14 protein-coding genes and 1 pseudogene are annotated in these 15057 nt (G+C 53.3%); 3 read left to right on the forward strand and 12 right to left on the reverse strand.

Features of this window, described 5'->3' with window-relative positions:
- Positions 1–5: 5 nt before the first annotated feature.
- From sucA to sdhC, 5 genes are all read right to left on the reverse strand, one after another.
- A complete protein-coding gene (sucA, locus tag SK36_RS14355; protein ID WP_048221838.1) occupies positions 6–2807 on the reverse strand; it encodes a 2-oxoglutarate dehydrogenase E1 component in 2802 nt (933 codons plus the stop codon).
- A 315-nt stretch (positions 2808–3122) separates the two neighbouring features.
- A complete protein-coding gene (gene sdhB, locus SK36_RS14360) occupies positions 3123–3839 on the reverse strand; it encodes a succinate dehydrogenase iron-sulfur subunit SdhB (protein ID WP_045441096.1) in 717 nt (238 codons plus the stop codon).
- 15 nt (positions 3840–3854) lie between these two features.
- Entirely contained in the window at positions 3855–5621 is a 1767-nt protein-coding gene (gene sdhA, locus SK36_RS14365; protein ID WP_045441095.1) for a succinate dehydrogenase flavoprotein subunit, read from the reverse strand.
- The gene (sdhD, locus tag SK36_RS14370; protein WP_045441094.1) at positions 5621–5968 is read right to left on the reverse strand and encodes a succinate dehydrogenase membrane anchor subunit; all 348 of its coding nucleotides are present in this window, start codon (positions 5966–5968) and stop codon (positions 5621–5623) included. Before sdhD ends, sdhA begins: the two co-directional genes overlap by 1 nt.
- Entirely contained in the window at positions 5962–6366 is a 405-nt protein-coding gene (gene sdhC, locus SK36_RS14375; RefSeq protein WP_045441093.1) for a succinate dehydrogenase cytochrome b556 subunit, read from the reverse strand. Before sdhC ends, sdhD begins: the two co-directional genes overlap by 7 nt.
- A gap of 383 nt (positions 6367–6749) precedes the next feature.
- Between sdhC and SK36_RS24880 the strand changes: the two are divergent.
- The 3 genes and pseudogenes from SK36_RS24880 to SK36_RS14385 all read left to right on the forward strand — a co-directional run bounded on the left by SK36_RS24880 (position 6750) and on the right by SK36_RS14385 (position 9523).
- Positions 6750–6857: pseudogene (locus SK36_RS24880) on the forward strand (hypothetical protein).
- Between the two features lie 206 nt (positions 6858–7063).
- A complete protein-coding gene (locus SK36_RS14380; RefSeq protein WP_045441092.1) occupies positions 7064–8347 on the forward strand; it encodes a citrate synthase in 1284 nt (427 codons plus the stop codon).
- A gap of 129 nt (positions 8348–8476) precedes the next feature.
- On the forward strand, positions 8477–9523 hold the full coding sequence (locus tag SK36_RS14385; protein ID WP_048221839.1) for an AbrB family transcriptional regulator: 1047 nt from the start codon (positions 8477–8479) through the stop codon (positions 9521–9523).
- On the opposite strand, the gene nei is transcribed toward SK36_RS14385, so the two are convergent.
- The 7 genes from nei to pxpB are packed head-to-tail and all read right to left on the reverse strand — an operon-like array spanning position 9520 to position 15056.
- Positions 9520–10311: an endonuclease VIII gene (gene nei, locus SK36_RS14390; protein WP_045441090.1), complete on the reverse strand. Its 792-nt coding sequence runs from the start codon at positions 10309–10311 to the stop codon at positions 9520–9522. The genes SK36_RS14385 and nei overlap by 4 nt on opposite strands.
- Positions 10312–10325: 14 nt before the next feature.
- On the reverse strand, positions 10326–10970 hold the full coding sequence (gene pcp, locus SK36_RS14395) for a pyroglutamyl-peptidase I (protein WP_048221840.1): 645 nt from the start codon (positions 10968–10970) through the stop codon (positions 10326–10328).
- Between the two features lie 9 nt (positions 10971–10979).
- The gene (locus SK36_RS14400; protein WP_048221841.1) at positions 10980–11975 is read right to left on the reverse strand and encodes a DUF979 domain-containing protein; all 996 of its coding nucleotides are present in this window, start codon (positions 11973–11975) and stop codon (positions 10980–10982) included.
- Positions 11972–12694, reverse strand: coding sequence for a DUF969 domain-containing protein (locus tag SK36_RS14405; protein ID WP_045441087.1), 723 nt, complete (start codon positions 12692–12694; stop codon positions 11972–11974). Before SK36_RS14405 ends, SK36_RS14400 begins: the two co-directional genes overlap by 4 nt.
- A gap of 55 nt (positions 12695–12749) precedes the next feature.
- Positions 12750–13484 carry a 5-oxoprolinase subunit PxpA gene (gene pxpA, locus SK36_RS14410; RefSeq protein WP_048221842.1) on the reverse strand — a complete coding sequence of 245 codons (735 nt, stop codon included), beginning with the start codon at positions 13482–13484 and terminating at the stop codon, positions 12750–12752.
- The gene (pxpC, locus tag SK36_RS14415; protein WP_045441085.1) at positions 13474–14406 is read right to left on the reverse strand and encodes a 5-oxoprolinase subunit PxpC; all 933 of its coding nucleotides are present in this window, start codon (positions 14404–14406) and stop codon (positions 13474–13476) included. The genes pxpA and pxpC overlap by 11 nt, the downstream gene beginning before the upstream one ends.
- The gene (pxpB, locus tag SK36_RS14420; RefSeq protein ID WP_048221843.1) at positions 14400–15056 is read right to left on the reverse strand and encodes a 5-oxoprolinase subunit PxpB; all 657 of its coding nucleotides are present in this window, start codon (positions 15054–15056) and stop codon (positions 14400–14402) included. The genes pxpC and pxpB overlap by 7 nt, the downstream gene beginning before the upstream one ends.
- Position 15057 lies beyond the last annotated feature (1 nt).

Below are 15057 nucleotides of genomic sequence, written 5' to 3' on the forward strand. Positions count from 1 at the left end.
TTTATTTAATCGACGTTCAGCGCGTCATTGACCAGATCTTGTTGCTGTTTCTGGTGAACGGACATATATCCTACTGCCGGAGAGGCAGAGGCCGGGCGACCTGCATAACGCAGAGCAGACCCAAATGGAATCACTTCACGGAAATGATGCTGGCTGCAGTACCATGCGCCCTGGTTGAGCGGCTCTTCCTGGCACCAGACAAAATCATGCACATGAGCAAAAGGTTTCAGCGCTTCCTGTACCGCTTTATGCGGGAACGGATAGAGCTGTTCGATACGTACAATGGCGACATCTTTTTGGTTGTTCTTGCGGCGCTGCTCCAGCAGGTCGTAATAAACCTTACCAGAACACATCACGACGCGCTTCACGGCTTGCGGATCAAGTTCATCTATCTCGCCGATGGCTGGCAGGAACGTACCATTAGCCAGTTCGTCGAGCGTAGACACTGCCAGCGGATGACGCAGCAATGACTTCGGCGACATCACCACCAGCGGACGACGCATACCGCGCAGCGCCTGACGACGCAGCATGTGGTAAACCTGTGCTGGGGTAGACGGAACGCACACCTGCATGTTTTGCTCAGCGCAAAGTTGCAGATAACGCTCAAGACGTGCGGAAGAGTGCTCTGGTCCCTGCCCTTCGTAGCCGTGTGGCAGCAGCATCACCAGGCCACACATACGACCCCATTTCTGCTCACCAGAGGAGATGAACTGGTCGATAACAACCTGCGCACCGTTGGCAAAGTCACCAAACTGCGCTTCCCAGATAGTCAGCGTGCGCGGCTCTGCTGTGGCATAACCATATTCGAATGCCAGTACCGCTTCTTCAGACAGCACGGAGTCCCAAACGCGGAATGTGCCCTGACCGTTATGCACATGCTGCAGTGGCGTGTAGGTAGAACCGTTTGCCTGGTTGTGAATAACTGCATGGCGGTGGAAGAAGGTACCGCGACCTGAGTCTTCACCAGACAGTCGTACCGGAATGCCCTCGTCAACCAACGTTGCGTAAGCCAGGTTCTCAGCACCACCCCAGTCGAACAGCTTCTCGCCTGCTGCCATCGCCTGACGGTCGCCGTAAATCTTGGCAACGCGCGACTGCATGTCAACCGCTTCTGGTACAGTACTGATGCGTTTTGCCAGTTCCTGCAAACGCTTCATTTCAACCTTGCTCGGGTAGTTTTCATCCCATTCATGGTTGAGGTACGGCGACCAGGTGAAGGAGTGCATGTTCATTGGACGCCACTCTTTCACTACGCATTCGCCGGCATCCAGCGCGTCACGATAGAGGTTGACCATTTCGGTGGCGTCTTCCAGCGTTGCGACTTTATCGGCTTCCAGCTTATCAGCGTAGATTTTGCGCGGAGTCGGATGCTTTTTGATTTTCTGATACATCAGCGGCTGGGTCGCACTCGGCTCGTCGGCTTCGTTATGGCCATGACGGCGGTAGCACACCAGATCGATGAAGACATCACGTTTAAAGGTATTACGGAAATCCAGAGCCAAACGGGTCACGAAAGCGACGGCTTCCGGATCATCCGCATTGACGTGGAAAATAGGCGCCTGGACCATCTTACCGATATCAGTGCAATACGGCGTAGAGCGTGCATCCAGTGGGTTAGACGTTGTAAAGCCGACCTGGTTATTGATAACGATGCGAACGGTACCGCCCACTTCGTAACCACGCGCTTTCGACATGTTCAGGGTTTCCTGAACTACGCCCTGTCCGGTCACTGCGGCGTCACCGTGAATGGTGATCGGCAACACTTTATTGCTGCTCGGCTCGTCCAGTCTGTCCAGACGCGCGCGAACGGAACCGATAACCACCGGGCTGACGATTTCCAGATGCGACGGGTTAAACGCCAGCGCCAGGTGAACCAGACCGCCTTCGGTTTCGATATCAGATGAGAAGCCCATGTGGTACTTCACATCACCCGTACCGAGGTGTTCTTTATGTTTGCCTGCAAATTCGTCGAACAGATCCTGTGGTTTTTTACCTAGCACGTTGACCAGCACGTTCAGACGGCCACGGTGCGCCATGCCCAGAACCACTTCGCGCGTGCCGCTGTTACCGGCATGGCGAATCATCTCTTTAAGCATCGGAATTAACGCATCGCCGCCTTCCAGCGAGAAGCGTTTTGCACCCGGGAACTTCGCGCCCAGATAGCGTTCCAGGCCTTCTGCTGCGGTCAGTTCGCTGAGAAAACGTTTCTTCTCTTCGCTGCTGAATGCGGCACGACCAGATTCGATACGCTGCTGAAGCCAGCGTTTTTCTTCGGTACTGGTGATGTGCATATACTCGGCGCCAATAGGGCCGCAGTAGGTTTGTTTCAGCGCCTCAACCAGGTCGCTCAGCTTCATGGTGTCTTTGCCGCCGGCAAAAGAACCTACGTTAAAGCTTTCCTGGAAATCAGCATCAGTCAGATCGTGGAAAGTTGGATCCAGATCGGCCACATTCTCTTGCTGCCACAGTCCCAGCGGATCGAGATTCGCATGCTGATGACCACGGAAACGATATGCGTTGATGAGCTGCAGGACTTTAACCTGCTTCACATTGGCATCAGGGTCGGAGATAGAAGAAGAATAACGTGGGGTAACCAACGCCTGTCGACGGAAATAATCACGTGTTTTTGAGTGGAGTTGATCCGGTTTGACTCCGGTACCAGGTAACTGCTGGAACGTCGAACGCCAGTTAGCATCTACCGAGTCAGGGTCGGTTAAGAAGTCTTCATAGAGCTGTTCTATCCAGCTCTGGTTTGAACCAGAGAGGTAAGAAGAGTCCAACCAGGCTTTCAAAGCGCTGTTCTGCATCGTGATCCCTTAAGCATCTATATGCTTATTTCGCCGTGGATACTACCACGCACACCGCTGTGCGTGCCGGGGTTCACTTGCGAGCTCTTGTTTAATCTGGCTCGCGAAGGAACCTTTAAAAACTGTCTAATAATCTTCGTCGTTCAGACCGCGCCTTGTATCGCGCCGAACGCCTCGATTATTGCTCTCTAATTCATGGCAGTTTTTAGAGGTTTCCTGCATATATCATGCCTGATGACGCTGTGCTTATCCGGCCTACAGTGACTCACCTGTAGGCCGGATAAGGCATTTATGCCGCCATCCGGCATCTGTTACTTACGCACTACGTTTCAACAGCATCGACTTAATATGGCCGATGGCGCGCGTCGGGTTCAGCCCCTTAGGACATACGCTGACGCAGTTCATGATGCTATGGCAGCGGAATACGCTGAAAGCGTCACTTAAACCTTCGAGGCGGCTGTCGGTTTCGGTATCGCGACTGTCAATCAGGAAGCGATAGGCGGCCAGCAGTCCTGCCGGGCCAATAAACTTGTCCGGATTCCACCAGAATGACGGGCAGGACGTTGAGCAGCATGCACACAAAATACATTCATACAGCCCATCGAGCTTCTCACGCTGCTCTGGCATTTGTAAATGCTCACGAGCAGGAGGATTTTTCCCATTATTCAACAAGTAAGGCTTAATCTTCTCATACTGTGCGTAGAATTGTCCCATGTCTACCACCAAATCGCGTACGACCGGTAAACCTGGCAGCGGGCGAATGACAATTTTCTTACCCGGCTGATTCAGCGCAGAAATAGGAGTGATACACGCCAGCCCATTTTTGCCGTTCATATTCAGACCATCAGAACCGCACACCCCTTCACGGCAGGAGCGACGAAACGACAGTGACGGATCTTTTTCTTTCAGCTGCATCAATGCATCCAGCAGCATCATGTCGCGCCCTTCTTCCGCTTCCAGGGTGTAATCCTGCATACGCGGAGCATCATCGATATCCGGGTTATAGCGATAAATCGAAAACTCGAGTTTCATTGTCCTGTCTCCGCATTAATAAGTACGAATCTTCGGCGGGAATGCCGGGCGCAGTTTCGGTTCCATATTGACCTGACGTCGAGTCATGGATTCCGATTCTGGCAGGTACAGGGAATGGCACAGCCAGTTTTCATCATCACGTTCCGGATAGTCGAAGCGGCTATGCGCGCCGCGGCTTTCGGTACGGAAGTTGGCGGACACCGCCGTGGCGTACGCGGTTTCCATCAGGTTATCCAGCTCCAGACACTCAACGCGCTGGGTGTTGAACTCGCTGGACGTATCATCCAGACGGGCGTTTTTCAGACGCTCGCGAATTGCTTTCAACTCTTCAAGCCCCTTCGCCATCGCATCACCTTCGCGGAAGACCGAGAAGTTATGCTGCATACATTCTTGCAGCGCTTTGCGAATAACTACCGGATCTTCGCCGTCGCGGTTACCGTTCCAGCGGTTCAGACGGGCCAGAGAAGCATCGATCTCTTCTTCGGTCGCATCCAGCAGATCACCCTGCTCAGTGATAGATTCCTGCAGATGCAGGCCAACCGCACGACCGAATACCACCAGGTCCAGCAGCGAGTTGCCGCCCAGACGGTTAGCACCGTGGACCGATACGCAGGCGATTTCGCCAACCGCAAACAGCCCAGGAATCACCACATCTTCACCCTGCTCATTCACAGTCAGCGCCTGGCCGGTCACTTTGGTCGGAATACCGCCCATCATGTAGTGGCAGGTAGGGATTACCGGAATCGGCTCTTTCACCGGATCAACGTGGGCAAAGGTGCGGGACAGTTCCAGAATACCCGGCAGACGGGATTCCAGCACTTCTTTACCCAGATGGTCGAGTTTCAGCTTGGCGTGTGGACCCCACGGACCGTCACAGCCACGACCTTCACGAATTTCGATCATGATGGAACGCGCCACCACGTCACGACCCGCAAGGTCTTTCGCATTCGGGGCATAACGCTCCATAAAGCGTTCGCCATGTTTATTTAACAGATAACCGCCTTCACCGCGGCAACCTTCTGTTACCAGTACACCTGCACCGGCGATACCGGTTGGGTGAAACTGCCACATTTCCATATCCTGCACCGGTACACCGGCACGGATAGCCATACCAACACCATCACCGGTATTGATGTGGGCGTTGGTGGTAGACTGATAAATACGACCTGCCCCGCCGGTTGCCAGCACAGTAGCGCGGGCTTTGAAGTAGACGACTTCACCGGTTTCGATACACAGTGCGGTACAACCCACCACTGCGCCATCGGCGTTTTTCACCAGATCCAACGCATACCACTCCGAGAAAATGGTGGTGTGGTTTTTCAGGTTCTGCTGATACAAGGTGTGTAACAACGCATGACCGGTACGGTCCGCCGCCGCTGCGGTACGTGCCGCCTGCTCGCCGCCGAAGTTTTTCGACTGACCGCCAAACGGGCGTTGATAGATAGTGCCATCGTCGAGGCGTGAAAACGGCAGCCCCATATGATCCAGCTCCAGAATCGCTTCCGGACCGGTCTTGCACATATATTCAATAGCGTCCTGGTCACCAATGTAATCCGACCCTTTTACGGTGTCGTACATATGCCATTCCCAGTTATCTTCATGGGTATTACCGAGCGCAACGGTGATGCCACCCTGCGCAGAAACGGTATGGGAACGGGTTGGGAACACTTTGGAAAGCAGCGCACAGGTCTGCCCGCTTTGGGAAATTTGCAGCGCCGCGCGCATACCTGCGCCGCCGGCACCAATCACAACAGCATCAAATTCTCTGACTGGCAGTTTCATTACACACCCCACACCACAACAAATCCATAAATGACGTAAACCACCAGCGCAACGACAATTGCCAGTTGCAGAATCAGGCGCACGGCCAGAGGTTTAACGTAGTCGGTCAACACCTGCCACATGCCGATCCAGGCATGAATCAAGATGGAGAAAAGTGCCAGCAGGGTGAAGACTTTGGTGAATGCCGATGAGAAAAAACCGGTCCAGACTTCCCAGGTCAGCTCGCCGCTGGTGGCGAAGAAGCCGACCATATAGATGATGTATAACGTCAGAACGATAGCGGTAGCACGGACCAGAATGAAGTCATGTACGCCGTTGCGTCCTAATGCGGAGGCGTTGCTTACCATACGAGGACTCCTGCGAGAAGTGAAAGCACGACAATGATAACAAAAGAAATTTTGGCGGAACGCGTCCCTGCTTCGAGGGTTTCTTCAAGGTAGCCAAAATCCATTAACAGATGGCGAATGCCCATTACAGCGTGATATGCCAGCGCGACCAGAATTCCCCACATAATTAACTCCACAAAGAAGTTATTCATAATGGATGACGCCGCGAGGAAACCTTCAGGGGAGGAAAGGCTGGTACCCAATAACCACAACAGTATCCCGACCGCCACGAAGGTGATCACTCCAGATACGCGATGGAGAATGGACGCTATCGCCGTGATTGGGAACCGGATCGTTTGCAGATCCAGATTGACAGGTCTTTGTTTTTTCACATTTCTTATCATGAATAACGCCCACATGCTGTTCTTATTATTCCCTTTGGACTTCGGGTACAGAAGATGAAGACACCTGTAGCCTGAAAGACGACGGGATTTCCTTCCTCCGGTCTGCGTGCGGGTCAGACAGCGTCCTTACTATAACTACGCGTCATATAAAACACTGCTTCCAGTTGCTAAAACGACACGTTACAACGCTGGTTGGCTCGGGATTGCAGGGTATTCCGGAGACCTGGCGGCAGTATAGGACGTTCACAAAATCATTACAATTAACCTACATATAGTTTGTCGGGTTTTATCCCGAACAGTGACATAGGTCACGATAACAACATTATTTTAATTTTTAATCATCTGATTTGACAAACATTAAACAAAGTTGTTACAAACGACACCAGAAAAGGCATATAATGCGTAAAAGTTATGGGGTCACTCTTTCACCGGAGATTTAGTTATGCAACAGTGTGGAAGTATTGACCAATACCTTCAGGACAGTTATTAGTGATAGACAGGTTTAATAATTCGGATTGCTAAGTTCTTGATTTGCTGTTTATTCGCCATGAACAGACCGTTTTACCTGCAAGCGCCCATAGCTCTGTACCCAGGTTGTCCCCTCTTCCACAGAGCGGCGAGCCAAATAACAAACTGGTAACGGTTCACCAATGTACGAAGGCAAATGTAAGTTCCGGCAGTCTTAAGCAATAAGGCGCTAAGGAGACCGTAAATGGCTGATACTAAAGCAAAAATCACTCTAAATGGTGACTCTGCTATTGAACTGGATGTGCTGAAAGGTACGCTCGGTCAAGATGTTATTGATATTCGTAGCCTTGGCTCAAAAGGGATGTTTACTTTTGACCCAGGTTTCACCTCTACTGCATCCTGCGAATCCAAAATTACTTTCATCGACGGTGACGAAGGTATTTTACTGCATCGCGGCTTCCCGATTGACCAGTTGGCGACCGAGTCCAACTATCTGGAAGTGTGTTATATCCTGCTGTACGGCGAAAAACCGACGCAGGAAGAGTACGACGAGTTCAAAACCACGGTCACTCGCCATACCATGATCCATGAGCAGATTACCCGTCTGTTCCACGGTTTCCGCCGCGACTCTCACCCGATGGCCGTCATGTGCGGTGTTACCGGCGCACTGGCCGCGTTCTACCACGACTCGCTGGATGTGAATAATGCGCGTCACCGTGAAATCGCTGCTTTCCGTCTGCTGTCCAAAATGCCTACCATGGCAGCGATGTGCTATAAATACTCCATTGGCCAACCGTTTGTTTATCCGCGTAACGACCTCTCCTACGCCGGTAACTTCCTGCATATGATGTTCTCCACGCCGTGCGAAAAATACGAAGTGAATCCAATCCTGGAACGCGCAATGGACCGTATCCTGATCCTGCACGCCGACCACGAGCAGAACGCTTCTACGTCTACCGTACGTACGGCGGGTTCTTCTGGCGCTAACCCGTTTGCCTGTATCGCAGCAGGTATTGCTTCCCTGTGGGGACCGGCACACGGCGGTGCAAACGAAGCCGCACTGAAGATGCTGGAAGAAATCAGCTCGGTTAAACACATTCCGGAATTTGTTCGCCGCGCGAAAGACAAGAATGATTCTTTCCGTCTGATGGGCTTTGGTCACCGTGTCTATAAAAACTATGACCCACGCGCCACCGTTATGCGTGAAACCTGTCATGAAGTCCTGAAAGAGCTGGGCACCAAAGATGACCTGCTGGAAGTGGCCATGGAGCTTGAGCACATCGCACTGAATGACCCGTACTTCATCGAGAAGAAACTCTACCCGAACGTAGACTTCTACTCCGGTATCATTCTGAAAGCGATGGGTATTCCGTCCTCCATGTTCACCGTGATTTTCGCCATGGCGCGTACCGTTGGCTGGATTGCTCACTGGAACGAAATGCATACTGATGGCATGAAGATCGCCCGTCCTCGTCAGCTGTACACCGGCTACGACAAACGCGATTTTAAGTCTGACATTAAGCGTTAATTCCTGTTGCCGGATGGCGATGCGTCACCATCCGGCATATTCCCTTTTTCTTGACATGCATTGTGTTAATCCTCTCATCCTTTCTCTATGATTTACTGAGACTTGCTTAATTCTACTCAGGAGTATGGGATGCCTGTTTTGCAGTGGAGTGCACTGTTTTTACTGTCACTTCTTCTTTCCCTGCTCTTTCTGTTTATCCATCTTCCGGGGCCATTACTGCTCGGGTCGATGATCGTCGGTATTATTTTCAGTATGCGCGGTATTTCGCTGCATCCCCCTCGCTGCACGTTTCTTGGTGCGCAAGCCATCCTCGGCTGTATGATTGCGCAAAACCTCACTGGCTCCATTTTTACGACGCTGGCAGCGCATTGGCCGGTGGTGATTGTCATTCTGCTGGCAACCCTTATCAGCAGTGCAGCAATAGGCTGGTTGTTAGTACGTTACAGTAAACTTCCCGGTAATACGGGCGCGTGGGGCTCATCTCCAGGCGGAGCGGCGGCGATGGTTGCCATGGCGCAGGATTATGGCGCTGACATTCGTCTGGTGGCATTCATGCAGTATCTGCGGGTTTTACTTGTGGTAGGCGCGGCGGCGCTGGTCACCCGACTGGTGATGGGTGACCTGGCGCAAACGGTCAGCGAGCAAATCATCTGGTTTCCGCCACTGAGTGTTAACCTGTTCAGTACCCTGGCACTGGCCGCCGTTGCCGGAATTGCCGGGCGCGTACTGCGCATCCCCTCTGGCGTCATGCTGCTGCCAATGCTGGTGGGTGCATTGCTGAACGCTGGCGGTGTAATGGTGATTGAACTGCCGGAATGGCTACTGGCCATAGCGTACATGGCCATCGGCTGGCAAATTGGTCTGGGTTTTGACAAGCAAATCTTTTTTATGGCACTGCGTCCCTTGCCACAGATCCTGTTGTCTATTTTTTCACTGATGGCGATTTGCGCGGCCATGGCCTGGGGACTGGCGCATTACATGCGGATCGACTTCCTCACCGCTTATCTGGCTACCAGCCCAGGAGGGGTGGACAGTGTCGCGGTGATTGCCGCAGGAAGTCACGCCGATATGGCGCTGATCATGGCGATGCAGACCCTGCGGCTGTTCAGTATTTTATTGACTGGTCCGGCGGTGGCGCGGTTTATTTCACAGCATGCCCCCAGGCAGCCAGCTTAATGCTGACATCCCGGACACCAGTAAAAAGGTCGTGAAGAGAGCATCGTTTTCTCGATAATACCGCCACAACGTTCGCATGCTTCACCGTCCCGATGGAAAACCTTAAAGCGAAATAGCGCGCCGTGATGTTTATTCTCATCAACCAGACCGCGCGTATTGTAAGATAAACGCGGAATATCGAGCAGTGCATGCGCCAGCCTGTCGAGCTGTTCATCGCTGAGTTGCGAGGCTTTATGTTGCCCTGTCAGTTCCACCTGCCAGAGAATTTCTACCCGTAAATAGTTACCCAACCCCGCGAGAAACGCCTGATCCAGGAACAGACCGGAAAACTGCCGATTGCGAAAACGAGGTGAAAGCAGACGCGCTTTCACATCATCAGGCGTTAAGCGCAGATCCAGCACATCAGGTCCAACCCGTTGCAGGAACGGATGGTTGGTTAGCTGTTCAGGCGTAAGGATTTCAATGTCAGAGGCGCTGTAGAGCAGAATAGTTTTATCGAGCGTTTGCAGCCTGACGCGTAATACCCGGTTGGTTTCCGGGATTTTCCCCGTCTCAATCACTCGCCATACGCCATAAAGCTGATTATGGCTATATAACGTCAGACCATTCGAAAAGTGGGTCAGCAATGCCTTACCCCGGGTTTCAATATGGGTAACCCTCTGTCCAGTCAGTCGAGATTGATACGGTTTTAACTGCTCAAAGGCAAACCAGACATCCGTCAGAGGTTTGCCTTTGACTGCCGCCTCCAGGTTATCCGCCGCACGGCGGATCTCCGGGCCTTCAGGCATAATACTGTCCTTTGTTAATGAGTTGCTCCGCCCGTCACTGCGATATCGCGATCCACCTGCAAGGCGGTAACAATCGCAATCTCCAGTGCATGACGCACCGTTTCTGCCGCCATACTCGGCGCACCTGGATGCGCCGCCGCTTGTTCCGGCAGATAGGGAATATGAATAAATCCCCCCTTCACTGTCGGCGTGTTACGTAACTTATGCAGCAGCCCATACATCACGTGGTTGCAGACGAAGGTACCCGCAGTCTGAGAAACCGATGCAGGAATACCTGCGCTGCGCATGGCAGCAACCATCGCTTTAATCGGCAACGTGCTAAACCATGCCGCCGGGCCATCCGCTACGATCGGTTCATCAACGGGCTGCTGCCCGTGGTTATCCGCAATACGTGCATCGTCAACATTGATCGCCACGCGCTCAACGGTGATATCTGTACGGCCTCCAGCCTGACCTACCGCCAGTACCAGCGACGGCGACAGCGCGTCAATCGCAGCATTGAGTACGGCAAGAGACTCACCAAATACGCACGGAAGCTGGCGTGCCACAACGCGACACTCACCGATAATAGCATTGTCGAGACCCGAGACCACTTCCCAGGAAGGGTTAACTGATTCGCCGCCAAAAGGTTCAAATCCGGTGATAAGTACCGTTTTCATCCTTCCTCCTTACAGGAACATCAGGAAATACATCAGGAATACGTTGACCAATAGCAACAGCACGCCGGTTGGCACCTGTGCTTTAATCACTGCGTTCTTATCCGGCAGTTCCAGCAATGCCGCCGGCACAATGTTAAAGTTCGCCGCCATCGGCGTCATCAGCGTACCGCAATACCCGGAGAACATGCCGATTGCCGCCATCACCGCAGGGTTACCGCCATGCTGCAACACGAGTATCGGAATACCAATCCCGGCGGTCACAATCGGGAAGGCCGCAAACGCATTACCCATAACCATCGTCAGCAGTGCCATACCGATGGTGTACACCGCCACCGCGATAAAGCGGCTATCCACCGCGAGATATTCCTGAGTCAGATAAGAGATACCACTGCCGACGCCTGCCGCCGTAAACAACAACCCCAGCGTGGCCAGAATCTGTGGCAGGATGAACGCCCAACCAATAGAGTCCAGCAGACGACGAGCTTCCTGAATTGGCTGATGTACACGTTCATGGGTCATTTTTATCGCCATTGCCAGGCCGATCAACGAGCCAGCGGTCATCGAAAAGAGCGTCACCAGCGTGGCGTGGTTACCCGGCCCAAACAACGCATCCTGTAAGCCCGGAATATGGTTAAACATCAACACACCAATCACGGTAACCACCGGAATGGCCAGCGCCGGGAAAAACAGACGATTGCCCAACCGGGTGGCGCTTTCCTCGCGCTGTTGTTGCGTACGTTGATGATAGCTTCCCAGTTTGACGCCGCCGAAACCGGCGATTAGGGCCAGTAACACGACCGCGACACCGACAGCGATATGCACAGTGCGTTTATCGCCAAAAAGTGAATACGTCCAGTCACCCAGCAGAAACAGCACACCGTACACGCCCCAGAACAGACCGGTGGTTAAACGCCGGGGGTTCGCTTTGTCCTGCCAGGACATGACGGCCACAATCAGTAATACCGCACCCGCCAGCCAGTAGAGATAGCTTTGCTGAAAATTCATTTCGCTTCTCCTTTAGCTGCGGCATTCGCTTTCGCTACTTCGCGTTGCAGGTAGTTATCAAGGCGCCACAAGCGTGCGCCGTGGATCAGGAACGCACAAATCGCCGTTGGGATCCCCCACAGGGCAATATGCAACGGCTCCGTCTGGATCCCGCCTGACTCCAGCATAAAGTTGTGCATGAAAATGATCGCGCCAAAGGCAACAAAGATATCTTCACCAAAAAACAGCCCGACGTTATCGGTCGCCGCCGACATTGCACGCAACCGATAGCGCACTGACCCGGGCAATTCACCATGGTTTTTCTCAGCGGCCCCTTCAGCCATAGGTGCCAGCAGCGGGCGAACCATTTGCGGATGGCCACCCAGACTTGTCAGCCCCAGCGCCGCGGTCGCTTCACGAATAAAGAGATAGACAATTAACAGACGACCGCTGGTGGCGCTGCGGATTTTCGCGATCCATGCCTGAGCACGTTCTTTCAGACCGTGGCGCTCCAGCAGACCAATAACCGCCAGAGGGATCAGCAGGATAAACGGCAGGTTGCGGGTGTTGAGAAAACCTTCTCCCAACTTTTCGAGGATCGTGGCGATCGGCATATGCGCCGCCAGCCCCGTGACGATCCCGGCAATGATAACCACCAATACCGGGTTAAAACGTAAAAGAAATCCGACCACAATGACAGCAATCCCCGTCAATGGCCAGAGAGAAATGACCTCTCCCATAATATATTCCCGTCTATGTTGTTGTGTAATATGTTATTGTTTTGTATGTAAAAAATTATGCGCTAATTTGAATCTTCTCTGCTTCGAACGCGGTACGTAAGCGGCGGGCAAAAGCGAGTGCGTGCTCACCATCACCATGAATACATACCGTCTGCGCAGTCACGCTCGCCCATTCTCCGGTCTGGCTTTTCACTCTGCCGGACTGCACCATTTCTAAGGTTTGAGCCAGTGCCTGTTCTTCATTTTCAATCAACGCGCCCGGCTGGCTACGGGGAACCAGACTGCCATCTGCCTGATAGCCTCGATCGGCAAAAACCTCCTGGCGTGTCACCAGGCCATAATGTTCCCCGGCCCGAATCAGCTCGCTCCCCGCAAGTCCCACCAGCACAAGTGATGGATCGCAGGCATGAACCGCTCTGGCAATCGCGTCAGCCAGTTGTGGGTCTTTCGCCGCCTGGTTATAGAGCATCCCGTGTGGTTTGACGTGGCGCATGACGCCGCCTTCAGCCCGAGTGATGGCAGCCAGCGCGCCGATTTGATACAGCGTCTGCGCATATACCGTTTCAGTGGGCAAAGTCATGGCACTACGACCAAAGTTTTCCCGATCCAGGAAACCTGGATGAGCCCCCACCGCCACCCCATTTTTTAGCGCTTCACGCACGCTTAAAAGCATGGTTTGCGCGTCCCCGGCATGGAATCCACAGGCAATGTTGGCTGATGACACCAGTTGCAACAGCGCGGCGTCATTTGCGCAGCCTTCGCCGAGGTCTGCATTCAGATCAATTTTCATCGTTAAGTCGCCATGTTAACTGTTCCAGATAACGTTGCTGATCGGCACGCGCCTTCAGCGCCTCCTCCAGCGAACACTGAACAAAATGAATCGGCTGGCCGAGAGGGATTTGCGCCAGATGGTACATATCCGCCTCGATGATACAGGCAATTCGTGGATAGCCACCCGTCGTCTGAGCATCGTTCATCAACACAATCGGCTGACCATTGTGCGGTACCTGAACCACGCCGGGGAGCAGACCGTGCGACAACAGCTCACGATCGGTGGTACGTGTAAGTGGCTGACCCTGCAATCGATACCCCATCCGGTTACTCTGTGGGCTGAGCTGCCACGGAGATCGCCAGAATGATGCCTGTGATGCGTCATCAAATTCGTGATATTCAGGTCCGGGTAACGCGCGAATACGGTTGCCCCACAAAAGCTGTTTGACCCCCTGCGGCCCGCTGAACTGTCGCGTTGAAACACCAATCGCCAGCCGATCGCCATCGCGTAACAGACGCCCTTCCAGCCCACCGATACCTACTTTCAGATCGGTACTGCATGAGCCCATCACCTCGGGAACATCAATGCCACCCGCCACCGCCAGATAACTGCGCATCCCGCGATGCGGGCGTTTTAGCATCAGGCGTTGCCCGGCTTTAACCGGCAGTCGCCATCCGCTCCACACAGGGGTACGGTCTAAATGCGCTTCACACCCCGCGCCGGTTAATGCAAACCAGCCATCCGCCTCAAATTCCACCACCAACTGACCGAGCGTCACTTCAAGTGCTGCGGCATTTGCGTCATTACCCACCAGCAGGTTGGCTACGTTCAGCGCCGGTTTGTCCAGCGCCCCACAGTGGCTAATTCCTGATTGCCGAAAACCGTAGCGGCCACCGTCCTGCACGGAGGTATACATGCCCGCACGAATGATTTTTAACATACCCCCTCCTTCTGCGGGACAAATCGCACGGTATCCCCTGGCCGTAACAGGATCGGCTCATCCCGCTGCGGATCGAACAACTTAACCGAGGTATGCCCTATCAGTTGCCATCCTCCTGGTGTTGATAGTGGGTAGATACCGGTTTGTGAGCCACCGATGCCAACTGAACCTGCCGGAACAAGCAGGCGCGGTTCAGCACGTCTTGGTGTATGCAGTTGCTCCGGTAAGCTCCCGAGATAGGGGAATCCCGGCTGAAAGCCGATAAACCAGACTACATAGTCAACTGACGCATGCAGTTCGACAACCTGCTTCTGGCTTAATCCACTGTGCTGCGCAACCTCTGCCAGATCCAGTCCGCACGTACCACCATAGGTAACCGGTATTTCAATAAAGCGCGAATCTGGTTCCAGCGCTTCACTCTCTTCCCACCAGCGCTGCAGACGTTCAATTGCATCCAGCGCCAGCGTTTGTGGGTTGCGCAGAGTCACCGTGATGTTGTTCATTCCAGGAATGACTTCCAGCACATTCGGAGCATCTACCAGACGCTGGGCCAGGCCCCAAATACGTTTCTGACTCGCCAGCGTAATCGGTGGTTCCAGTTCCAGAACCACCGCAGTTTCACCTAACAGATAACAACGCGCTCGCTGCACT

This window comes from Citrobacter sp. MGH106 (assembly GCF_001037495.1).
In the GTDB taxonomy this organism is placed as follows: domain Bacteria; phylum Pseudomonadota; class Gammaproteobacteria; order Enterobacterales; family Enterobacteriaceae; genus Citrobacter; species Citrobacter murliniae.

Bases quoted from the DNA above. Each gene is read 5' to 3' on its own strand.
- pcp (WP_048221840.1), bottom strand. From the start codon at position 10,970: ATGAAAACGGTACTTATCACCGGATTTGAACCTTTTGGCGGCGAATCA.
- pxpC (WP_045441085.1), bottom strand. From the start codon at position 14,406: ATGTTAAAAATCATTCGTGCGGGCATGTATACCTCCGTGCAGGACGGT.
- sdhC (WP_045441093.1), bottom strand. From the start codon at position 6,366: ATGTGGGCGTTATTCATGATAAGAAATGTGAAAAAACAAAGACCTGTC.
- sdhD (WP_045441094.1), bottom strand. From the start codon at position 5,968: ATGGTAAGCAACGCCTCCGCATTAGGACGCAACGGCGTACATGACTTC.
- SK36_RS14405 (WP_045441087.1), bottom strand. From the start codon at position 12,694: ATGGGAGAGGTCATTTCTCTCTGGCCATTGACGGGGATTGCTGTCATT.
- sdhA (WP_045441095.1), bottom strand. From the start codon at position 5,621: ATGAAACTGCCAGTCAGAGAATTTGATGCTGTTGTGATTGGTGCCGGC.
- nei (WP_045441090.1), bottom strand. From the start codon at position 10,311: ATGCCTGAAGGCCCGGAGATCCGCCGTGCGGCGGATAACCTGGAGGCG.
- pxpA (WP_048221842.1), bottom strand. From the start codon at position 13,484: ATGAAAATTGATCTGAATGCAGACCTCGGCGAAGGCTGCGCAAATGAC.
- sucA (WP_048221838.1), bottom strand. From the start codon at position 2,807: ATGCAGAACAGCGCTTTGAAAGCCTGGTTGGACTCTTCTTACCTCTCT.
- sdhB (WP_045441096.1), bottom strand. From the start codon at position 3,839: ATGAAACTCGAGTTTTCGATTTATCGCTATAACCCGGATATCGATGAT.
- SK36_RS14380 (WP_045441092.1), top strand. From the start codon at position 7,064: ATGGCTGATACTAAAGCAAAAATCACTCTAAATGGTGACTCTGCTATT.
- SK36_RS14385 (WP_048221839.1), top strand. From the start codon at position 8,477: ATGCCTGTTTTGCAGTGGAGTGCACTGTTTTTACTGTCACTTCTTCTT.
- SK36_RS14400 (WP_048221841.1), bottom strand. From the start codon at position 11,975: ATGAATTTTCAGCAAAGCTATCTCTACTGGCTGGCGGGTGCGGTATTA.